We start from the raw sequence: 21,182 nt of genomic DNA on the forward strand, positions 1-21,182 counted from the left end.
GCTTCCACCACTCGCCAATGAGCGACTGGGAGTGCGGCATCGACGGTTGCGGCGAAGCGTTCGACGACGTGGAGGAGGCCATCGTGCATCAGACGACCGACCACAAGCGCCGCGAGTGCAAGGTCTGTGGCTCGGTGGTCCCCGACGGCTACTTCGCTATCCGCCACGCCTTCGATGAACACTCGCGCGCGGAGTACGTCCGGGCCTACGGCGCGAGCGCCGCGGAGGTCCGCCAGCGCGAGCGCGTCCGCGACGCCATCGAGGACGACGCCGACCTCCAGCAGGTCGTGAACCGACTGGACGAAGTTACGGGTGGACTGTAACCTCGCTTCTACGACCTATGAACGACGAGACCGTCGGATGGGTAGAAGCAAATAGCGCGTTCGCAGCGGCCGCTGTCTTCTTACTCGTCGGCGTCGCTGTAATCTCGGGATACAATTTCGTAACTGGCCGATACCAGAATCGACTGTTACAGGGAATACAACTCCTCGTGGCCTCTGTTTTGACTCTACATATTTTATTTGAGCTGGACAAAGTACACGAGTGAAACCCGCTTTACTCGTCGAGTGGAGTGCTTTCGACTCTTCGCGCCACACCCTTTTTACGGTCTGACAGCCAAGTCACATCCATGTACGTCCGGGGCGCGAAAAACAGGGAGGAAGTCTGGCTGTTGGACCACATCGAGGCGATGGGTCTCGACGAAACCGCGTTCCGCTCCCGCGACTACGTGGTCGCAATCGACGAGACCTCCGGCGAGAAGGCGGGGTTCGGCCGCATCCGGATTCACAAGACCGACGACCGGGAACTCTGCGAACTCACCAGCATCGGCGTGCTGGAGTCGTGGCGCGAGCAGGGCGTGGGCGCGCACGTCGTCGAGCGACTGGTCGAGCAGGCCCGCGACCACGGCTTCGACGCCGTGTTCTCGCTGACGGGCGCGACCGACTATCTCTCGCAGTTCGGCTTCCGCGGCGTCGAGTCCAGCGACCTGCCCGACAAACTCCGCGAGCGTCTCGACGCCAAGCGCGAGACCATCGACCCCGACGCGGTGGGGATGGTCCTCGACGCCGAGGCGTTCGTCATGCCCGACCGCCTGCGCGAGCGGTTCAAGCGCGCCCAGCCTCACGAGGAAGACACCGAACCCGAGGAGTCTGCGGAGGACTTTGGCATCGACCCCAAAGAGGCGACCTACAAGTACGACACCGGCGGATAAGCACGGAACCCCGGTCGCCGGTCGTTCCGGCGCGTGGTCTCACTCAGTGGTCAACCACTCGCCGCGCTCGTCGTTCTCCTGAATTGTCTCGCGCGCGCCGCGTCCAATCCGCCAATTGTTAAGACCGGTCCGGCCGTCGGTCCATACAATGTTCGACGCCGACGACCTCGAAGAGATACGTGAGGCACGCGAGGAGTGGGAGGACGAAACCGTCGGTCCGACGGTCGAGCGGTTCGGCGAGCGCAAGGAGGAGTTCACCACCGACACGGGCGGCCAAGAGGTAAAGCGCCTCTACACGCCGGACGACGCCGCCGACCTCGACTACGACGAGGACTTGGGCTTTCCCGGCGAGGAACCGTACACCCGCGGGCCGTACTCCACGATGCACCGCGGGCGACTCTGGACGATGCGCCAGTACGCCGGGTTCGGGACGCCCGAGGAGACCAACGAGCGCTTCGAGTATCTCATCGAGAACGGTTCGTCGGGTCTCTCGATGGCGTTCGACCTGCCGACCCAGATGGGCTACGACTCCGACGCCGCGATGGCCGCGGGCGAAGTCGGCAAGTCCGGCGTCGCCATCGACTCGCTGCACGACATGGAGACCGTTTTCGACGGCATCCCGCTCGACGAGGTCTCGACCTCGATGACGATCAACGCGCCCGCGTCGGTCCTGCTGGCGATGTACATCGCCGTTGGCGACAAACAGGGCGTCGATAGGGAGGAGCTACGTGGGACCATCCAGAACGACCTCCTGAAAGAGTACATCGCGCGCAACACCTACATCTATCCGCCGGAACCCTCGATGCGCATCATCACCGACATCTTCGAGTTCTGCGCCGAGGAGACCCCGAAGTTCAACACCATCTCTATCTCGGGCTACCACGTCCGCGAGGCCGGAGCGACCGCCGCCCAAGAGTTGGCGTTCACGCTCGGTAACGGCATCGAGTACGTCGAGGCCGCCACCGAGGCCGGACTCGACGTGGACGAGTTCGCGCCCCAGCTTTCGTTCTTCTTCAACGCTCACAACAACATTCTAGAAGAGGTCGCCAAGTTCCGCGCGGCCCGCCGAATGTGGGCACAGATTATGGAGGAGCGATTCGGCGCGGAGAACCCCAAGTCCAAGCAGTTGAAGTTCCACACCCAGACCGCCGGTTCGACCCTGACCGCCCAACAGGTGGACAACAACATCGTCCGCGTGGCGTATCAGGCCTTGGCGGCCGTCCTCGGTGGGACCCAGAGCCTCCACACCAACGGGAAAGACGAAGCCCTCGCGCTCCCGACCGAGGAGAGCGTCCGGACCGCGCTCCGGACCCAGCAGATTCTCGCCCATGAGTCGGGTGCCGCCGACACTATCGACCCGCTCGCGGGAAGCTACTACGTCGAGAGCCTGACGGACGGTGTGGAAGAGGACGCCTTCGACATCCTCGACACCGTGGACCAGAAGGGCGGGATGTTGCAAGCCATCGAGGACCAGTGGGTCCAGCGCCAGATTCAGGACGTGGCCTACGAGCGCCAGCGCGAAATCGAGGAGAAAGAGCGCGTCATCGTCGGCGTCAACGAGTTCGAGGTGGACGAGGACCCCGAAGTGGACATTCAGGAAGTGACCGAGGAGGACGAACAGCGCCAGATAGACAGCCTGAACGACGTGAAGGCCGACCGCGACGACGAGGAGGTCGAGGCGAAACTCGACGCCCTCCGGGAGGCCGCCGAGGGCGAGGAGAACGTGATGCCCTACATCGTCGAGGCGGTGAAAGCCTATGCGACGGTCGGAGAAATCTGCGGCGTCATGCGCGACGTGTTCGGGGAGTACAAGCCCGGCGCGGCAGTTTGACATCGGCCCAACCCTGACACGCAGAGCAGTCTCCTCGCGTTTCTGTAACGATACCCTATTTTATAATAATTTTATTCTTTCATAGGGAAAAATACATTTCGGGGTGAGACCACGTTCGGATTTAATCCGCTCCAAGTCTGTGACGGAGACATCAACGACGGCTGTTAGTGCCAGCGGTCCGTCGATGGCCATCGGTTTCATATCGCCTGCTAATTCCTTCGAGTCGAACGACCGCACGACCCGCGGACTGCGACTATATTTGGATTTCACATGAATATGGTTGTTTTTAGAGTGTGGTAATACCAGAGAATTTATATGTGCATGTGGCAATTGGTAACTTGGAGGTGACACACATGATTGACTTCAAGCCGCTCCAGCACGCCATCTGCGTTGGCGCCGGATACTGCTACGGTGCGTAATCGCGTTTCCCCGGAACAGGTGACGATTGCGGCCGACGATGTGGCCGCCAAAAAATAACTTCAGTTCTCCGCAATCTATTGGAACCCAACTCTCACAGTCGTGTGACCAGTTCGTCCACGTCCGCCTCGGTTTTGAAGACGTAGACCGACGCTCGGACCGCGTTCTCCAGGAACGGGAGCGACCGGATTTGGTCGCCGTCTCCCGCCAACGCCTCGACGAACGCCTCAGCGTTTGGGTCCTCGACGGCGAACGTGACGAGACCCGACTCGTATTCGCGGGGACTCAGCAGGCGCGCGGTCTCGGAGTCTTCGATACCGCCCTTAACTCGGTCGGTCAGGGTTTCGATGTGATTCCGAATCGTCTCGTAGCCAATTATTCGATGGTCTCGACGACTTTGGCGAGTACCGACCCGTCGCGGCGGTGCAGGCCAGCGGAACCGCCAGCAAATTATTTCTATCATATAACATAATATTATTTAAGATAATTTTATTTTACTCTATTTTATTATATACTATTGGAGGTGAAAAGATGTTTGGACTTATCCCACTGCACTACTGTGACGCCGATAATCGCTGTTAGACCGTCGAACAGTCACGCGGTCAAGGTATCACCTACAAACGATTTTAATTTTCGGAACCGGTCCACGAGTAGTGACTCGCCTCGAAGTCAATCCTTGAGACACTCGCTTTACTCATCTGTAGAACGGTCCGGCAGTATCGAGTTACGACGGTCCGTATCAGTTAGTACCAGTGTTGTTGACTCTTTCGACCAATTCGGAGTCGCTAGCCATCCTACTGTCTCGGTGACGCGAGCGCCGAGGTGGTCGGCGACGGTCTCGCGCGTGTCATCGAGCACGTCGAAGGTGTAGCGGTACATCCGCTCCGCGGCGGGCGCGTCGCACTCGTGGCGCTCGACGCAGGACTCGACGGCCGCCACAACGTTCCTCGGACTCGGTCCCGCAGCCCCGGTGTTCAGGTACGTCATGTGGTCGAGCGCAGGCATCGCGGCCCTGAGTTTGGTCGGAGTCACGGCTTCTCTCACCGCAGACTGCCCGATAAGTGCTGGCGACGACTGACACTCCGTTCGGAAAAATCGCTACAAAATCGTCTGGAAACGATACGTCCGTCTCAGGACTGCCGGTAGACCAGATTCCGCTGAATCTCGTTGGACCCTTCGTAGATGACCGGGATGCGCACGTCGCGGTACACCCGCGCGATGCGGCGGTCGGTCAGGATGGAGCGCCCGCCGTGGAACTGCATTCCCTGCTCGGCGCAGTCCGTGGCGACTTCGGTCGCCTTCGTCTTGGCCATCGCGGCCCACAGGCTCGGGTTGTCGCCGTCGCGGACTTTCTCGGCGGCGCGGTAGGTCAGCGCGCGGGCGGACTCGAACTCCAACCGCATGTCGGCGAGACCGTGCTGGACCGCCTGAAAGTCCGAAATGGTGCGTCCGAACTCCTCGCGGCCGTGAACGAAGTCCCACGCCTCCTCGATGGCGGCGGCGGCGAGACCGAGACCGTGCCCGGCCACGACCGTCCGTCCGTGGTTGAAAAACTCCGCCAGAAGCATGAATCCGGCACCCTCGTAGCCCACCAGATTCTCGTCGGGAATCCGGCAGTCGTCGAAGACAATGTGGGCCTGCTTGCTCGCGCGCATCCCCATCTTCTCGGAGATGTGTTCGGCGTCGTACCCCTCGGTGTCGGTCGGCACGATGAACAGCGAGTGGTTGCCGTAGCGGTTGTCCTCGTCGTCGCCGGTTCGGGCGTAGACAGTTATCCAGTCGCCCTCGACGCCGTTGCCGATCCAGTATTTTTCGCCGTTCAGCACCCACTCGTCAGTCTCCTCGTCCTTCTCGGCGGTGGTCTGCATCCCCGAGAGGTCGCTTCCAGTGTCGGGTTCCGAGACGGCGAGACCAGTTATCTGGTCGCCCTCGGCGACCGGTCGGAGGTATTCTTCCTTCTGGGCCTCGGTCCCGTGTTCCTCCACGATTTCCGCGCCGAAACTGGCGAGTTGGAGCGACAGCGCGATGCCCGCGTCGGCCCGGAACCACTCCTCGGCGACAGCGAGCATCTGAACCACGTCGAGACCCCGGCCGCCCCACTCCTCGCCGATGTCTTGGGCGACGAGTCCGGCGTCCTGTCCGGCTTGGAGGATGTCCTCGGGGTAGGTGGCGTCTCGGAAATACTCCTCGGCGTTCGGCGCGATGTGTTCCTCGGCGAACTCGCGCGCCTCGTGTTTGACCTCGTGGGCGTACTCCGGTACGATGTCGTCGCTGAGAAGCTCCATAGCGGATAGAAGGACTCTGTGGAGTTATATTTCGGGGGTATTCGGACCTAACGAGTTTCTTCGAGTTGATTGAGTTCGGGAGACTGCTGGTGCTGGGAGACCGAGCTATTCCTCCGTCGCCGATTCGGTAAATCGACAGGAATCGAGCGTCAGGCTCGAACAACGGAGTTGACCGCGACCGCACAGCACCGCACCGCGACAGCCTCATACCCCCACAACCTCCGGGCGGACACCCCGCACCCCACGCGCCGGGGTGTTTGCCAAACTGTCGAAATTCGCTGCTGTTGGATTGCGTGCGCCGACTTACTCGTCTTCGTCGGGCGCGGCCTCCTCTGGCACCGACCCCTCGACCAGCGACTCCCCGCTGTATTCGTCGCGCAGGACCTTCTTGTCGAACTTCCCAGTCGCGGTCTTCGGAACCTCGTCAATGAACACCACTTCGTCGGGGGTCCACCAACGCGGATACTCCGCCTCGATGTCGTCGATGACGGTCTCGCGCAGGGCGTCCTCGTCGGTTCCCTCGACCGGGACGACGAAGGCCACCGGTCGCTCCTGCCAGCGTTCGTGTGGCACGCCGATGACCGTCGCCTCGGCCACCTCGTCGTGGGCTATCAGGGCGTTTTCGAGTTCGAGCGAGGATATCCACTCCCCGCCGCTCTTGATCACGTCCTTCGCGCGGTCCACGATTTTGACGTACCCTTCCTCGTCCACCGTCACCACGTCGCCGGTCTTGAGCCACCCGTCCTCGAACTCCTCCTCGTTGGCTTCCGGACGCTCGAAGTACGACTGGGTGACCCACGGTCCCTTGATGTACATCTCGCCGAAGTCCTCGCCGTTCCACGGCACCTGCTCGCCGTCGTCGTTGACGACTTTGAACTCCAAACCGGGGACGACGAGACCCTGCTTGCCGCGCTTCTCGTAGCGGTCGTCGGCCTCCCAATCCTCCATCCCGTCCTTGAGGTGCGAGACGGTGCCGATGGGGGAAGTCTCGGTCATGCCCCACGCGTGGAGTACGTCTACGTCGTACTCCTCGTCGAAGCGCCGGATGACGGCCTCGGGCGCGGCGCTCCCGCCGATGACGATGGTTTCGAGCGACGAGAGGTCGGCGTCGTTCTCCTCAAGATACTCCAACAGTCCGAGCCAGACGGTCGGGACGCCCGCGGTGAACGTGACGCCCTCCTCCTCGATGAGTTTGGCGAGGTCGGCCGGTTCCGGTGCGGGACCGGGATAGACGTGCTTGGCCCCGGCCGCGGCGGCGGAGTAGGGCATCCCCCACGCGTTGACGTGGAACATCGGCACGACCGGCATGATTACGTCCGACTCGTCGAAGTGGAGTCCTTGCGGGGTCAGCGACGCCATCGTGTGCGACCAGAGCATCTGCTGGGTGTACTCGACACCCTTGGGCTTGCCCGTCGTGCCGGAGGTGTAGCACATCCCGGCCTTCGTGTCGCCCGAGAGGTCCGGCCAGTCGTAGTCGGTGGACTCGTCGGCGACGAACGACTCGTAGTCAGTCACCGGTTCGAGCGACGTGTCGGGTACCGAATCGCCCATCACCACGAACTGCTCGATGCTCTCGAACGCCTCCGAGTCGGCGGGTCCCTCCAACTTCTCGACCAGCGAGGGGTCCACGAACAGGAGTCGGTCGTCGGCGTTCTCCACGATGTACTCGATGTGGTGGTCCGGGAGCAGGGGGTTGATGGTGTGCAACTGCGCGCCGGAGTTGGGGACGCCGAAGTACGTCTCGAAGTGTCGGTGGTGATTCCAGCAGAACGTCGCCACTCGGTCGCCCGAGTCGATTCCGGCCGCGTCGAGCGCGTTCGCCAACTTGGCGGTCCGGCCCTCGAACTCGGTGTAGTCGTATCGCTCGATGCCCTGTCCCGTCCGCGAGACGATTTCGGTGTCGGGGTACAGGTTGGCCGCGCGCCAGAGAAACGGTCGAAGCGTCGGGTCAGTTCCACCCATACGCTTTATCCTCGCTTCGACACCTTAGACTTTGTTACAGTTCGCCAACTGAAATCCTAGAAATCAGAATCGTTAACCGGAGGCTGTAGCAACAAAAACACAGTCGTGACTGAGGGCGAGTCGTTCCGCGTCGATATGCACGTCAAGGTACTCGACCGACAGGTGGTCGAGCGAGCGAAGGCCCGCGGACTGGACGCGCTGGTGTACGCGCCCCACTTCGAGCGCCTGCCGACCGTCCGGGATGAGGCCGCCCGCTACTCCGACGACGACTTGCTGGTGGTGCCCGCCCGCGAGGTGTTCACCGGGAACTGGCAGAACCGCAGACACCTCCTCGTCGTCGGACTGGACGACCCCGTGCCGGACTTCATCCCGTTCGACGCCGCGATGGACGAGTTCGACCAACAGGACGCCGCGGTCCTCGCGCCCCACCCCGAATTCCTTAATGTCAGCGTCTCCGAAGCGGACCTCGAAACCTACGCCGACCGCATCGACGCTGTAGAGACGTACAACCCGAAACACTGGTCGCGGGATAACGAGCGCGCCCGGACTCTCGCCGCCGAGTTCGACCTACCGGCGTTCACGTCCTCGTACGCGCACCTCCGGAGTTCGGTCGGCGAGGCGTGGACCGAGTTCGACCGGGCGCTCGACTCGGCGGACGAACTGGTCGCCGCGCTCAAGGAGGGCGCGCGGCGCAGAATCGTCCGCCGGTCGGGGTGGGGACACCGCCTCCGGTGTGCCGCGGAGTTCGCGCACCTCGGGTGGGAGAACTCCTACGAGAAAATCGACCGCCTGTTCCTCTCGGGGATGGAACCGACCCACCCCGACCACATCGCCTACGACGACCGGTTCGAGGGCGTCTACTAGACGAGACCCGAGACCGTCGTCGTGATGTCCTGAATCGGCAGCTCAAGCTGGACGACCACGGCGACGAGCGCGACCTCCAGAACCGAGATAACGACCGTGACGAGACCCGCACGCTCGCTGGAGACCGCGACGCCAACCGGGAGGTTGTACTCCTTGGTGTAGGGATAGAACAGCGCGATGCCCCGCTTGCTCCCCACAACGTCGAGTACGTAGTGGGTCGCCACGCCCATCCAGACGAAGTGAAGGTTGTTGAAGAAGACCGGCCACGCGTAGAAGAGCGCCAGCACGGGCAGATTGTGGAGCGTCTTGCGGTGCTTGCCGAACGCGGTGTCCACGTCCGGGAACAGCGCCCCGAGGACGAGCGGAACCGACATCTCGGCGATGGCCCGGAACGTCGGCACGTCGCCCGCGGGGTAGAAGACGTACCCCAGACCGATACTCAACAACACGGCGTTCAGAACGTGTCCCTCCTTGTTCATGGGTTGTCCGACACCTTCTGGGGCGGCGACTCAAGGGTTTCCTTCCAATGTCTGACGCGCGTCTTGCTACTCGCCGTCGGACTCGGACTTGACTTCGCTCAGCACATCTGCGAGCGCCTGCCGAGCGATTTTGGCCTTTACCTCTCGCCGGTCGCCGTCGAACTCGTAGCGCGAGACCACGGCGTAGGATGCCTGCGTGCCCCAGTCGCCAGCGTACGCCACGCCGACGAAGACGGTCCCGACCGGTTTCTCGTCGCTCCCGCCGGTCGGTCCGGCGATGCCGGTGGTCGCCACGCCCCACGTCGTTCCGGCGGCGTCGCGGACGCCGCGGGCCATCTGGCGCGCCACGGGGTCGCTGACCGCGCCGCGTTCGTCTAAGTCCTCGCGGGCGACGCCGAGGTCCTGCATCTTGGCGTCGTAGGAGTAGGTCACAAACCCGCGGTCGAAGTAGTCGCTTGACCCCGCCACGTCGGTCAGCATCGACCCGACGAGACCGCCAGTACAGGATTCGGCGACAGCAATAGTCTCCTCGCGCTCTCGCAGGGCGTCTCCGAGTCGCTGCTCGATGGGCGGTCGGTCGCGGTCCGCGTCACGTTCGTTCATGTCCGAACGTGAGAGCGCGCCGTAAAAAGAAGTAGGGGAGGGCACTCGGACAGACCGCGAGAAGCGAGCGTTCCGAAGGCTTCTCTACGCCGGTCGCCGACGATACGCCCATGCAGTACCACGTCGATGGCGAGTTAGTGCCCGCCGAGGAGGCCACCGTCAGCGTCCGGGACCGCGGGTTCATGTACGGCGACGCCGCCTTCGAGACGCTTCGGGCCTACGGCGGTCGCGTCTTCGAGTGGGAAACCCACGCCGACCGCCTCGCGCGGACCTGCCGCGCCCTCTCGCTCGACCACGGTCTCTCCGAGAGCGACCTCCGGGGCCGGATACGGGAGACGCTGGACGCGAACGACCTCGAAGACGCTTACGTCAAACTCTCCATCTCGCGGGGCGTCCAACCCGGCAAACTCTCGCCCGGTCCGGTCGAGGACCCCACCGTGGTCGTCTACGTCGCACAACTCCCGCGCGGCGGCCGTGAGTCTTCCGGCGGCGAACCGGTCTGGGACGGCCCGGCGACCGCGGCGGTCGTCGAGACGCGCCGGATTCCCGACGCCGCGCTGCCCGCCCACGCCAAGACGCACAACTACCTGAATGGGATTCTCGCCAGACTCGAACTCTCGGAGGAGACCGACGAAGCCCTCATGCTCGATTCCGACGGAAACCTCACCGAGGGCGCGACGAGCAACCTCTTTTTCGTCCGCGAGGGCGTCCTCCACACACCGAGCCTCGACGGGCCGATTCTGCCGGGAATCACGCGCCGGGTCGTCCTCGAACTCGCCGAGTCGGAGGGCGTTCCGGTCGAGGAAGGAACCGACGACCCCGCCGACCTCCGCGACGCCGACGAGGCGTTTCTGACGAACTCGACGTGGGAGATTCGGCCGCTCGCGGCGGTCGAAGGGGCGGAAGACGGTGAGTCCGTCGAACTCGGCGCTGGACCCGTCACGGAACGCCTCGCCGAGGCTTTCGACGCCCGCGTCGAGCGCGAGTGCTACGAGTAGGTCGCCCGAGCGGAGTCGGCGATCGAGCGCCGCGTCGCTCGGTCCTCGGTGAGTTTCAAAAGGGTCAGCGACGGCAGCTCGGAGCGCGGCAAACGGTGGTCAGTCGTCGCCCGTCGCGCCGACCGTCGCCTCGACGTTCGCCAGTTCGAGACCGCCTTCGAGGGTGCGGTTCGGGTACGGAATGTCGATGCCTTCCTCGTCGAAGCGCCGTTTGACGTTGGTCACGTACTCGCCGCGGGTTTTCACGTAGTCGCCCCGCGAGGGGTCGTCGATCCAGATGCGCGACTGGAGACCGACCGACGAGTCGCCGAGTTCGGTGAGTCGGACAGAAGGCGCGGGGTCGTCCAAAATGTCCGGATGCGCCTCGGCCTCCTCGACGATTATCTCGGTCGCGCGCTCGATGTCGTCGTCGTAACCGATACCGAACAGGAACTTCAGGCGGAGTCGCTCGCCCTCGACGGGGTTCTTGATGACGCCGTCGGTCAACTGCGAGTTAGGCACCGTCAACAGTTCGTTGTCGAAGGTGCGCACGCGGGTCACGCGCAGACCGATGTCCTCCACGACGCCGGAGTAGCTTCCGTTGTCCCACTCGACCCAGTCACCGATTTTGAACGGCTGGTCGGTGTAGATGAACACGCCCGCGACGAAGTTGGCGATAACGTCCTGCATGGCGAAGCCGATGGCGAGGGTGGCCGCCGCCGCGATAGTCGCCAGCGAGGTTAGGAAGTTGCCGTAGTCGGCGGCCCCGAACGCCACCGAGACGGCCACGAACACGACCGCGAACTTCGTAATCTTGAGCAGCGGTTTCTTCGCGTGCTTGTCGATACTCTGGCGGTCGAGGAAGCGACTGACGAGCGGAATCACCGTCAGGCGGCCGACGACGTAGATGGCGACGAACGCGGCGACGAAGTAGAGCGCCTGCGTGATTGCCGTCGCGTAGCCCGTGTCGAGAACACGGTCCAGAAACGGGAGCGGGTCAACCATCAGTGCAGAACCGCAGTGTTCCCTCGCGTCTCCACGAGGTCCGAATCGACTCGTTCCGCTAGCTCCTCGGCGAGTTCGTCGGTTGTGGTGCCGCCGCGGGCCGCACGAAGGAACTTCACCTTCACGAGTTCCCGGTCGGCGAGCTGGTCGGCGAGTTCGTCGGTCACGGCGTCGATACCGCTCTTGCCGACCCAAACGGTCACGTCGAGGTCGTGGGCCTGCTTCCGGAGGTCTTCGTCGGTCATAGTTTCGTTTGGGGTACGAACGGCCTTAAAGGGCTTGCACCGCCTCGGTGAGTGGGGGCCGAGTCCGACGATCTCTCGGCGCTATCCGCCGTTCGAGAGTTGCGCGCGAACGACGGCCGTGACCTCGTCGCTCGACAGGTCCCCGAGCCGGGAATCCTCGCCGAGCGTTTCGATGATGGTCTCGGGTTGCTCGTTGAACGTGAACTCGATGAACATCCCCGAAGAGGGACCGTGGCTCTTGCGCTCGGACTCGACGATGGAGTAGGTCGTCAGCTCCTTCATCTTGTTGACGTAGGTCTCCTGATGGTACTGGTCGGCGTCGAGCGCGTCCGTGAGGAAGCGATAGACCTGATACCCCGTCGTACTCCGGGCCGAGCTATCCCCGCTCTCGTCGGCCACGGCCGCCGTCGCGTACAGACAGAGCTTCTTCTGGGTGCTGATTCCTCGCGTCACTTCGAGGACGCGGTTGCGCTCGACTTTGTCCTGTGCCTTCCGGACGTGCTGTTCGCCCACGCGGTCCCCACCCTCTCGTTCGGCGAGGTCGCCCGCGACTCGCATCAGGTCGATGGCCTTCCGAGCGTCGCCGTGGTTCTGCGCGGCGAACGCGGCCGCGAGCGGAATCACGTCGTCCTGAAGGACGCCCTCGCGGAACGCGTCCTCCCGATGACGGAGAATCGCGCGCAACTGATTGGCGTCGTAGTCGTCGAAGTGAACGTCCTCGGGCGTGAACGAACTCAGCGCGCGACTCCCGACCGATTCGAGCATCTTCGTGTCGTTCGTGATGGCCGCAATCGAGACCTGCGCGGTGATGTCGTTGCTCGACCCCGCGCGAGAGAGTTGGTAGAGCAGTCGGGAGAACGCCGGTTGGTCCTTGTCGCGTCGCCCGACGAGCATGTCGAGTTCGTCAAGGACGAACACGACCGTGTCGAAGTTATCGTTGACCAGCCGGTAGAGTTCCCGCCACTTCTCTTTGGTCGAGACCCCGTGCTGGGGCACTTCGAGGGGGACGCCCGCTTGGTCGGCGACCTTCATGGCGAGTTCGTAGACGGCCGACCCGAGCGTGCCGATGTCTTGGCAGTTCATCTCGACGACGCCGAACCGAATCCCCCGACTGTCACAGAGGCGACCGATGTTCTCACAGACCGCGTTGATAATGAGCGACTTGCCGGTCCCCGACGGCCCGTACAGAAAGAGGTTCGGCGGGCGATTGTCGCCGATGGCGACTCGGAGCATCTTCGTGACCTGTGTCAACTGCTCGTCGCGGCCGACGATGCGCTCTTCCTCGACGACCTCGTTGGGGTTGAGCAGCGAGCGATTGCGAATGAGCGACTGCTGTTCGTCGAAATCCAACAGCATCTCCTCGATGGACTTCGACCCGTCCTCGTCGGTGGCCGCTTCGTCCGGTTCGGTGGTCTCTCGCTGTTCGGCGGCGTCTCGCTGTTCGGTGGTCTCTCCCCGTTCGACATCGCCCTCGGACTCGGTAGGACCCTCCGACTCGGTGGGTTCCTCGGACTCGATGGAGTCGTCCACCTCGTCCGTCGTCCTCGACTCGACGACATCCGTCGTCTCCGACTCGGCGATCTGCCCCGGTCCCTCGGCTTCTCTCTCCCCAGCCACCGCCGCGGCCCGCGAGTCCGCGGGGCGCGAATCGGCCTCGTCGTCCCCGAGAGAAGCGTCCCCCTCTTCGGTATTTCCAACTGAAGCGTCAGAATTCATGCTTCGAGCGTCTCGGCCCATCCATTAAACTTTGCCGTTATCGATGTGTATTCGGTCCGTACGTTCGGCGACGATACCGGAGACGACGGTCTCGGCGTTGCGAAGTCGATATCTCGGACGGTATTGACGAAGTGTTTGCTTCGAGCGAGACGAACTCTCGCTGTGACCGGCGGCGAGGCGTAGCTCTTGACAGAGAGACTCCTCTATCGAAGTGTTTCGGTCGTATGGAGGGAGGGGTGGGAGTGTCGAGGAACGTCCACCGGGGTCGTGTCTCTGCAAGACCGACGGTACGACCGATTTTGCGTGTTTTTGAGGGCGATACGCATAAACTCATCTCTTCTTAAAAGGAACTCCCACTCACCGTTATCGAAGTGTTCGATGTGTTTCGTTGTATCTATCGCTTCTTCATTTTTGTCGTTTCTCTAGAAGAGTAGAGTAGAGTAGAGTAGAGGAAAAGAGAGGAGAGGAGAACAGAGAGGAGAGGAGAACAGAGAAGGTGGAGAACGAAGAGAAAGGAACCAGCAAGGATACGAATGCGCGAGAAACGAGTAAACTCTCAATCGTTCTCCGAACTCGCTGTAGCGAGACGAGTGTTCTCGGGTGAGTCAACTTCCACTGATGAGCACGCAAACACTTCGATAGAGGTGTGCGTCTCTCAGCTTCCTTTCTCCGATACACTTCGATAGACGTGTATTACTAAATCGGTCTCACAGCGAGAGAGACCCGACACTTGCCGCGACGAAGGCGAAAATAGTGGCGGACAAAGGTACCCACTGCTCCGAAGTCAGAGATAGGGATGGGTAGAGGTATCCACTGCTCCGAAGTCGCAGATAAGGATGGGTAGACGCATTCCTCGCTATGGAATCTACTCACTGACTGAACGAGTTACCCCCACTCTGACACGGAACACACTTCGATAGAGGTGTGTGGGAACGTCTCCCGGCGTCGAGTACAAATCGATAGAGGTGTCTCCTCGACACGGAGAAGCAAAACCGAACGCCGGGGCGGCTCGACGGGGCGAATCGACTACTCGTAGGGGTATCGCGCCTGTTCGCCGCAGTCGCAGGTGACGACGACGTGGTCGCCCTGTAGCCTGACACGGGCGTTCTTCCCCGGTCGGAGGTAGGCGTCGCAGTCGTCGCAGGTGAAGCGCTTGAACTGCGTGGGAAGCGAGAGTCTGTTGCGCTCGGCGAGTCTACGCGCGAGTCGCACGTAGTCTCGGGCGCGGTCGTCGTGGCACTCGGCGGCGGCGTCACGGGCGAGCGAGGCGAGTCGCTCGATGCGCTCTTCGGCTATCGTCATGAAGTGTGGGAATGGGGGGTGGGGGTTTCCGGGGCGAGACAGGACAAGGATAGAAGGTTCCTGTGTTGCCCCATGCGGGCAATTCTCGGTGCAGGTTATATATTTTTTGTTTTGTGTCGAAAGCGTCGAATCCCCGAAGTCGCCCTCATCCAGCGGGTTCTAGTAGCCCTCATCAAGTTCGTTCCAGTAACCCTCATCAAGTTCGTTCCAGTAACCCTCATCAAGTTCGTTCCGGTAACCCCCATCCAGTGCGTTCCGGTAGGGTTTTGTCGCGGCCGCCGCATCGGTCGGACAGTGACAAGGCTGTACGGCCGCGAGAACGACATCTCTGAGAAGAGCCTCTCCGAGAGCGGTCTCTCCGATATTTCCGAACTCGACCTCTTCGAGAACCACCTCGCTGACTCCGACCCCGAGAGCCGACGATGCGAGTGAGCCACTACTTCGAGTGGGAGGAGTACATCACGGGCGGCCACGCCCAGTCGGTGGACAACCAGCGCAAGATTATGGACCGCCACGGTATCGAGTACACCGCCGAACCGACGCTCGACGCCGACCTGCTCCACCTCAACAACATGGGACCGAAATCGCTCTACTACGCCAAGCGCGCCCGGCGCGCCGACGTGCCGGTCCTCGTTCACACCCACCAGACCGCCGAGGACTTCGAGGAGAGTTTCGCGTTCTCGAACGCCCTCGCCAAGCCGATGAAGCCCTATCTGCGCTACGCCTACTCGCTGGCCGACCACCTCGTCTGCCCCTCCGAGTACAACCGGCGGGTCATCGAGGAGTACGCCGACGCGCCCAAGACGGTCGTCAGCAACGGGTTCGACCCCGCGAAAGTCGAGGGCTACGACGACCCGGACCTCCGGCAGAAATATCTGGACCGCTACGACCTCGACCCGCCCGTAATCTTCAACGTCGGCCACGTCATCAAGCGCAAGGGACTGGAAGCGTTCGTCGAGACCGCCCGCCAGATGCCCGACCTCGATTTCGTCTGGTTCGGCTTCCTCAACCCCGCGGGTGGCGAACTCGACCGCTTCCTCAAGAGCAAGGACACCAAGCGACTCGTCGAGAGCGCGCCCGACAACTGCCAGTTCACGGGCTACGTCGAGGACATCGAGGGCGCGTTCGCGGCGGGCGACGCGTTCTTCTGGCCGAGCAAGAACGAAAACGAGGGCATCGCGCTGCTGGAAGCGATGTCCTGTGGCAAACCGCTGGTCATCCGCGACATCCCGACCTACGACTGGTTGGACGACGAGACTCACTGCTTGAAAGCCAGCGACGAGTCGGCCGACGCCGCGACGGCCGCCGACGAGTTCGCCGACGCGCTGGACCGACTCCGGGACCCCGACCTGCGGGAACGACTCGGCGACGCCGCGGCCGAGAAGAGCCGCGAGTTCGAACTCGACGCGGTCGGCGAAGACCTCGTGTCGCTGTACCGAAAGCTGGCCTGAACCCCTTCGTCGCCGGTTCACCCCGGTGTTCGCCCGCGAGCGAACTTCAAAAGGACTTAACTACCGGTTGCCAAAGGGGCCAACAATGGAACGGGTCGCCGCGTTCACAGACACCTACCTCCCGACGGTCAACGGCGTGACCTACACCATCGAGTCGTGGCGCGACCGGTGGGAGCGAGCAGGTGGCCGCATGGACGTGGTTTACCCCGGCGCTGACGGCCACCGTCCGAGCGACGGCGAACACCCGGTCGGGAGCCTTCCGCTTCCGTTCTACGACGGATTCCGACTCGGCACGCCGACGGTGCCCGAGGCGGTCCGCGACGTGGAAGTCGTCCACGCCCACACGCCGTTCAACATCGGTCTCGGCGGCCTGCGTCTCGCTCGGAAACGGGACGTGCCGCTGGTGGCGTCCTACCACACGCCGACCAGCGAGTACGCCGCTTACATCTCGCCGACCGACTCCATCGCGTCGCTGGTCGGCCGGGTCTCGGAAGCCTACGAGCGGTGGTTCTACGGCCGGGCTGACGCGGTACTGGTACCATCCGGGGCGACCCGCGACCACCTGAAGACGGAGGTCGGCGTGGACACCGACGTAGAGGTGGTTCCCAACGGTATCGACACCGAACGATTCCGCCCGGTTGACACCGACGAGTTCCTCGCTCGCTACGACCTCGGAAACGAGCGACCGCTCGTGGGCTACACCGGGCGACACGGCTACGAGAAGCGTCTCCCGGAACTCGTCGCGGCGGCGGCCGACATGGACGTGACGGTCGTCTTCGGTGGCGACGGCCCGGCCCGCGAGAAATTGGAGTCCCAAGCGGCCGACCTCGGGGCTGACGCTCGGTTCCTCGGCTTTCTCGACCGCGAGGAACTGCCCGCGTTCTACTCGGCGCTCGATGTCTTCGCCTTCCCGAGTCCAGTCGAGACGCAGGGACTCGTCGCGTTGGAGGCCAACGCCTGCGGGACGCCCGTGGTGGGCGCGAACGCGGGCGCGCTCGCCAACACAATCGAGGACGGAGAGACGGGCTATCACTACGAGAGCGGGAACATCGACGAGTTCAAAGCCGCGATTCGCCGGACGCTGGCCGACCGCGACGACCTCCGCGAGCGGTGTCTGGCCCGGCGCGACGACGTGAGCGTCGAACACGCGGTCCAAAAGCTAGAGAGCATCTACGACCGCATCCGGTAGCGTCGGGCGACGACCGATTCCGATACGTTTCAGCGTCCGACACCGGAATTTAGCAGTCCCTCATCTGAGGGGTTGCACATGTTATAAGTTTGTGCAACTCCAGAGAGAAGCATGACAATCTCAGTCGCCGCCATCAGTGCGGGGTTCAACGCGCTTCCGGGCCAAGCCGCCGTGCTGGACCGGTCGGGCTACATCCTCATCACGAATCGGGCGTGGCGGGAGTTCGCAGTTGCGGACGGTCCCAAGGGAGACCACGTCGGGGAGAACTATCTGTCGGTCTGCGACGCGAGCGAGGACGGGACCGGACTCGGCTTGGCAATCGTCGAGCAGGTCGTCGATGCCCACGACTGGACGATAGATGTGACAGAGAGCGCGTCTAACGCGGCGATCGCCGACGCGCGACAAGTGACGCCCGACGGCGGCCGGGAGTCCCCGGCGTCACCGCGCAACCGGGGCGCGCGCTTCGAGGTGGCGTTTTAAAGCTCGACGCGCTCGACCAGATTGTTCTCGCCCTCGCGGATGTTGACCGCGATGATGCGGATGTCGTCCTCCAGCCCCGAATCGCGGAGTTTCGCCTTCAGTAGGTTGTCGATCTGATAGACGCCCGCGGCGTTCAGCATCTCTATCTCCACGAGGACGGGTACGGTGTCGCCCTGTCGCAGCGAGACGCGCTGGATGGCCTGACTGGAGACGGTGTCGATGCCTCGGCCGCCCTTCTCGTAGGGCATGCGCGACCGGCCCTCCTCCATGTCGAGGGCATCGGCGACTCGGACGACGCCCGCTTCGGTCGTGAGCGGGTCCTCCTCGGTGTGGTGACAGAGAATCGCGTGGAGGACCTCGCCCTTGACTCGGACGACCTCCTCGGTGTCGTAGAAGTCGAACTGGGGGAGGATGCGGTCGAGGATGTCTGCCGCCAAGGGAATCGACCAGTAGGCGTGTTCGTCGCGGTGGACGACGTGGCCGATGTCGTGGATGGTCGCCGCGAGCGCGACGATGACGCTCTCGTCGGCCTCGTCGAGTCCCTGCTCGGACGCGCCGTTGAACCCGACGCCGCCCTGCTTCAGCAAGTCGTACAGCGACAGCGCGCGATTTCGGACGATTTCGATGTGCTTTCTGCCGTGGTCGTTGTACCCCTTCCGCGTGACGGCGTTGACGTTTTGGGCGTCGAGGTACGTCTGAATCTCGGGGTCCTCGCGGACGACCGCTAACACCTCGTTCAGACGCTCGTCGGGGAAGGCGTGTTCAGCGTCGGGGTCATAGGTGCGACTCACGTCGTCGGATTCCTCGGTCTCTGACTCACTCATACCCGATACCTCGTGCCCGAGCGGAAAAAGGCCTCGGCCACGCGTGATTTTGGCCGGGTCGTCGCCACTTCCCGCGTTCCGCGAATCGTTACTGACCATCGAGTTCCGCGAATCCCCGACCGTTTAGTTCCATGCATTGCGACCGACCACGGGATGCGCCGCGTGCTCGGCCGCCCTCGCGGTTCTGCGCGGCCGAACGCGCACACCGAAAGACAACCCGCGTCTTCCGACCCTCGCTTCGCTCGCCGAGATGCGGAGAGGCAGTGTGCAGTGGCTGTGCGGTCGCGGTGCTGTGCAGTGCGGTGCGGTCGTGGTTTGATTGCCGTCGGCAATAGCTAGTGACTTCTCGACGGTCCGGGCTTTCGCAAAGAAAAATACCGACGGAAACTGATTACTCGGCCGCTTCGGCGGCGTCGGCGACTTCGTCGTAGTCAGGTTCGACGCCGGGGTCGTCGCTGACCCACTCATACGTGACCTCGCCGTCGCTGTTCACGACGAAGACCGCGCGCTTGGCGACGCCGTAGTAGCCCATGTCGGCGAAGTCCATCTCTACGTCGTAGTCGTCGATTATCTCCTTGTTCGAGTCGCTGATGATGCCGAAACTCAGGCCCTGCTGGTCGCGGAACTCGTTGAGCGAGAACGGCGCATCCACGCTGACGCCGTAGACGGTGGCGTCCTCGAACTCGTCCAACTTCTCCTCGAAGGTAGCCATCTCGGTGGTGCAGACCCCGGTGAACGCGCCGGGGAAGAACGCGAGGACGATTGGCGCGTCGTCAAGGGTCTCCGAGAGCGTGAACTCCTCGACATCGCCGTTTGCGAGCGGTGCGGTGAAATCAGGCGCGGCGTCTCCGACTGTAACCATTACAGACCGCAGTTGGTGCGTCGGCGAAAAGACAGTTCCGAATCTCGTAGCGGGGTCGGTCTCTTGGGACCGACGTTCAACGTTGCTGTCACCTCGAAGTTACTGAATGTCCAAAATACGGATATACCGGCTCTGTCGGTCGTTTTCGACCGGTTTGGGGCGTCGTGCAACGAGCAAAAAGCCTATAATTCAGAATCAGCTATTCTCACCTAGAGATGGTAGAGATGATTCCACTATTCGGGCCGATTCCGGGCGGAATGGAGATGATGGTCATCCTCCTCATCGCCGTCCTGCTGTTCGGCGCGAACAAGATTCCCAAACTCGCGCGCTCGACGGGCGAGGCCATGGGCGAGTTCAAGAAAGGTCGTCAGGAAGTCGAAGAAGAACTCCAAGAGATGCAGGAAAGCGGCACGGAGTCGCTCAACGCCGACAGCGAACCGGCAACTGACTCGACCGTTGACGCCGAGACCGATACGAACACCAAATAACCGCTTTTTCGCGGGGCGTGTGGCCTAGTGGATAGGGCAGGAGGTTCCTAACCTTCTGACCGTGGGTTCGAATCCCATCACGCCCGTTCTCGTGTCGAGCAACGCGAGACCGAGAACGAAGCGTGTGGGATTCGAATCAGGGAGGTCGCGCGCAGCGAAGCGAGCACGTCCGACCGTGGTTCGAATCCCGTCACGCCCGCTCACTTCGTTTGCGGGCGTGACGTAGTTCGCAAACAAACCGCGTTTGCTCACTCCCGTCACGCCCGTTCTCGTGTCGAGCAACGCGAGACCGAGAACGAAGCGTTCGACTTCGCGCCCACTCGCACCGCTATGCGAAGCAAACGTCGTCGTCCCCATCGCTCGCCAGAAAAGACGCTCTCGAACGCTATCCGTCGCCGTGTTCGTCCGTGATGACGACTTCGCCGTCCTGCACGTCCACGTTGATGAGCGTCTTCACGTTGTAGTCGGTGTCGTCGAGTTCGTTCGGCCCTTCCTTCTTGATGACCGCGACCACGTCGGCCACGTCCGCGCCGATATGTTCGAGCGCCTCCGTGATGGCCTTCATCGTACCGCCGGTGCTGAGTACGTCGTCGAGCAGGAGGACGCGGTCGCCCTCGTGGACGTTGTTGACGTACATCTCGTTTTCGGAGTAGCCGGTCTGCTGGGAGAGCGCGACTTCCCCTTCGAGTCCGTACTCGCGCTTGCGGATGACGACCAGCGGGATGTCGGTCATCAGCGAGACCGCGGTCGAGATGTGGATACCCATCGCCGCCGGGGTGACGATTTTGTCCACGTCTTCTAGCTCCGCTTTCCGGATAATCTGGATGACGATTTCCCGGAGCAGTCCGGGTTCGAGAACCGGAATCCCGTCGCTGATGGGATGGACGAAGTAGTGGTAGCCGTCTTTCTCGATGATTGGCGCGTCGAGCAAGGACTGCTTCAGCTTTTCCATGTCGGAGGTACTCGACGTGCGAATAAAAGGTGACGGTCTG

At 62.7% G+C, this 21,182-nt stretch carries 23 protein-coding genes and 1 tRNA gene; 10 read left to right on the forward strand and 14 right to left on the reverse strand.

Annotated features, from left to right (window positions below; all coding sequences use genetic code 11):
- The first annotated feature begins 17 nt into the window (after positions 1-17).
- The 3 genes from EP007_RS11290 (at position 18) to EP007_RS11300 (ending at position 3,041) form a co-directional block, all read left to right on the forward strand.
- The gene (locus EP007_RS11290) at positions 18-323 is read left to right on the forward strand and encodes a DUF7565 family protein (RefSeq protein ID WP_128477752.1); all 306 of its coding nucleotides are present in this window, start codon (positions 18-20) and stop codon (positions 321-323) included.
- A 305-nt stretch (positions 324-628) separates the two neighbouring features.
- Complete coding sequence (locus EP007_RS11295; protein WP_128477753.1) at positions 629-1,210, forward strand: GNAT family N-acetyltransferase; 582 nt, start codon at positions 629-631, stop codon at positions 1,208-1,210.
- A 148-nt stretch (positions 1,211-1,358) separates the two neighbouring features.
- A complete protein-coding gene (locus tag EP007_RS11300; RefSeq protein WP_128477754.1) occupies positions 1,359-3,041 on the forward strand; it encodes an acyl-CoA mutase large subunit family protein in 1,683 nt (560 codons plus the stop codon).
- 511 nt (positions 3,042-3,552) lie between these two features.
- On the opposite strand, the gene EP007_RS11305 is transcribed toward EP007_RS11300, so the two are convergent.
- From EP007_RS11305 to EP007_RS11320, 4 genes are all read right to left on the reverse strand, one after another.
- A complete protein-coding gene (locus tag EP007_RS11305) occupies positions 3,553-3,921 on the reverse strand; it encodes an aminotransferase class V-fold PLP-dependent enzyme (protein WP_128477755.1) in 369 nt (122 codons plus the stop codon).
- A 227-nt stretch (positions 3,922-4,148) separates the two neighbouring features.
- Positions 4,149-4,490: a hypothetical protein gene (locus EP007_RS11310; RefSeq protein WP_128477756.1), complete on the reverse strand. Its 342-nt coding sequence runs from the start codon at positions 4,488-4,490 to the stop codon at positions 4,149-4,151.
- Positions 4,491-4,588: 98 nt separating this feature from the next.
- A complete protein-coding gene (locus tag EP007_RS11315) occupies positions 4,589-5,743 on the reverse strand; it encodes an acyl-CoA dehydrogenase family protein (RefSeq protein ID WP_128477757.1) in 1,155 nt (384 codons plus the stop codon).
- 303 nt (positions 5,744-6,046) lie between these two features.
- Positions 6,047-7,705, reverse strand: coding sequence for a long-chain fatty acid--CoA ligase (locus tag EP007_RS11320; protein WP_128477758.1), 1,659 nt, complete (start codon positions 7,703-7,705; stop codon positions 6,047-6,049).
- A gap of 105 nt (positions 7,706-7,810) precedes the next feature.
- On the opposite strand from EP007_RS11320, the gene EP007_RS11325 reads away from it, so the two are divergent.
- Positions 7,811-8,569 (forward strand): PHP-associated domain-containing protein, encoded by a 759-nt coding sequence (locus EP007_RS11325; RefSeq protein WP_368408074.1) that lies wholly within the window; start codon positions 7,811-7,813, stop codon positions 8,567-8,569.
- Here EP007_RS11325 and EP007_RS11330 read toward each other — a convergent pair.
- Both EP007_RS11330 and EP007_RS11335 read right to left on the reverse strand, forming a co-directional pair.
- Positions 8,566-9,048 (reverse strand): metal-dependent hydrolase, encoded by a 483-nt coding sequence (locus tag EP007_RS11330; RefSeq protein ID WP_128477759.1) that lies wholly within the window; start codon positions 9,046-9,048, stop codon positions 8,566-8,568. The two genes, EP007_RS11325 and EP007_RS11330, sit on opposite strands and share 4 nt — an antisense overlap.
- A gap of 66 nt (positions 9,049-9,114) precedes the next feature.
- Positions 9,115-9,651 carry a CinA family protein gene (locus EP007_RS11335; RefSeq protein ID WP_128477760.1) on the reverse strand — a complete coding sequence of 179 codons (537 nt, stop codon included), beginning with the start codon at positions 9,649-9,651 and terminating at the stop codon, positions 9,115-9,117.
- A 110-nt stretch (positions 9,652-9,761) separates the two neighbouring features.
- On the opposite strand from EP007_RS11335, the gene EP007_RS11340 reads away from it, so the two are divergent.
- Complete coding sequence (locus EP007_RS11340; protein WP_128477761.1) at positions 9,762-10,649, forward strand: aminotransferase class IV; 888 nt, start codon at positions 9,762-9,764, stop codon at positions 10,647-10,649.
- A 99-nt stretch (positions 10,650-10,748) separates the two neighbouring features.
- Here the strand turns inward: EP007_RS11340 and EP007_RS11345 are convergent, their stop codons facing one another.
- From EP007_RS11345 to EP007_RS11365, 5 genes are all read right to left on the reverse strand, one after another.
- On the reverse strand, positions 10,749-11,633 hold the full coding sequence (locus EP007_RS11345) for a mechanosensitive ion channel family protein (protein WP_128477762.1): 885 nt from the start codon (positions 11,631-11,633) through the stop codon (positions 10,749-10,751).
- Entirely contained in the window at positions 11,633-11,878 is a 246-nt protein-coding gene (locus tag EP007_RS11350; protein ID WP_128477763.1) for a YhbY family RNA-binding protein, read from the reverse strand. The genes EP007_RS11345 and EP007_RS11350 overlap by 1 nt, the downstream gene beginning before the upstream one ends.
- 81 nt (positions 11,879-11,959) lie before the next feature.
- Positions 11,960-13,234, reverse strand: a complete 1,275-nt coding sequence (locus EP007_RS11355) for an orc1/cdc6 family replication initiation protein (RefSeq protein WP_208023607.1) — start codon at positions 13,232-13,234, stop codon at positions 11,960-11,962.
- A 1,386-nt stretch (positions 13,235-14,620) separates the two neighbouring features.
- A complete protein-coding gene (locus EP007_RS11360) occupies positions 14,621-14,896 on the reverse strand; it encodes a ribonuclease P protein component 4 (RefSeq protein WP_128477765.1) in 276 nt (91 codons plus the stop codon).
- A gap of 159 nt (positions 14,897-15,055) precedes the next feature.
- On the reverse strand, positions 15,056-15,289 hold the full coding sequence (locus tag EP007_RS11365) for a hypothetical protein (protein WP_128477766.1): 234 nt from the start codon (positions 15,287-15,289) through the stop codon (positions 15,056-15,058).
- A 29-nt stretch (positions 15,290-15,318) separates the two neighbouring features.
- Here EP007_RS11365 and EP007_RS11370 point away from each other — a divergent pair, with 29 nt between their 5' ends.
- The 3 genes from EP007_RS11370 to EP007_RS11380 all read left to right on the forward strand — a co-directional run bounded on the left by EP007_RS11370 (position 15,319) and on the right by EP007_RS11380 (position 18,016).
- Entirely contained in the window at positions 15,319-16,347 is a 1,029-nt protein-coding gene (locus EP007_RS11370; RefSeq protein WP_128477767.1) for a glycosyltransferase family 4 protein, read from the forward strand.
- Positions 16,348-16,432: 85 nt separating this feature from the next.
- Positions 16,433-17,536 (forward strand): glycosyltransferase, encoded by a 1,104-nt coding sequence (locus EP007_RS11375; RefSeq protein ID WP_128477768.1) that lies wholly within the window; start codon positions 16,433-16,435, stop codon positions 17,534-17,536.
- Positions 17,537-17,647: 111 nt separating this feature from the next.
- Positions 17,648-18,016, forward strand: a complete 369-nt coding sequence (locus tag EP007_RS11380; protein WP_128477769.1) for an ATP-binding protein — start codon at positions 17,648-17,650, stop codon at positions 18,014-18,016.
- Here EP007_RS11380 and EP007_RS11385 read toward each other — a convergent pair.
- The gene (locus tag EP007_RS11385) at positions 18,013-18,840 is read right to left on the reverse strand and encodes an HD domain-containing protein (protein ID WP_128477770.1); all 828 of its coding nucleotides are present in this window, start codon (positions 18,838-18,840) and stop codon (positions 18,013-18,015) included. The genes EP007_RS11380 and EP007_RS11385 overlap by 4 nt on opposite strands.
- Positions 18,841-19,231: 391 nt before the next feature.
- On the reverse strand, positions 19,232-19,702 hold the full coding sequence (locus EP007_RS11390; RefSeq protein ID WP_128477771.1) for a redoxin domain-containing protein: 471 nt from the start codon (positions 19,700-19,702) through the stop codon (positions 19,232-19,234).
- A gap of 215 nt (positions 19,703-19,917) precedes the next feature.
- Here EP007_RS11390 and EP007_RS11395 point away from each other — a divergent pair, with 215 nt between their 5' ends.
- A complete protein-coding gene (locus tag EP007_RS11395; RefSeq protein ID WP_208023490.1) occupies positions 19,918-20,190 on the forward strand; it encodes a Sec-independent protein translocase subunit TatA/TatB in 273 nt (90 codons plus the stop codon).
- A gap of 13 nt (positions 20,191-20,203) precedes the next feature.
- Positions 20,204-20,276, forward strand: a tRNA-Arg gene (locus tag EP007_RS11400).
- Positions 20,277-20,575: 299 nt separating this feature from the next.
- Here EP007_RS11400 and hpt read toward each other — a convergent pair.
- The gene (gene hpt / locus EP007_RS11405) at positions 20,576-21,142 is read right to left on the reverse strand and encodes a hypoxanthine/guanine phosphoribosyltransferase (RefSeq protein ID WP_128477772.1); all 567 of its coding nucleotides are present in this window, start codon (positions 21,140-21,142) and stop codon (positions 20,576-20,578) included.
- Positions 21,143-21,182: the final 40 nt, after the last annotated feature.

The sequence above is a fragment of the Halorussus pelagicus genome (assembly GCF_004087835.1).
Lineage (GTDB): Archaea > Halobacteriota > Halobacteria > Halobacteriales > Haladaptataceae > Halorussus > Halorussus pelagicus.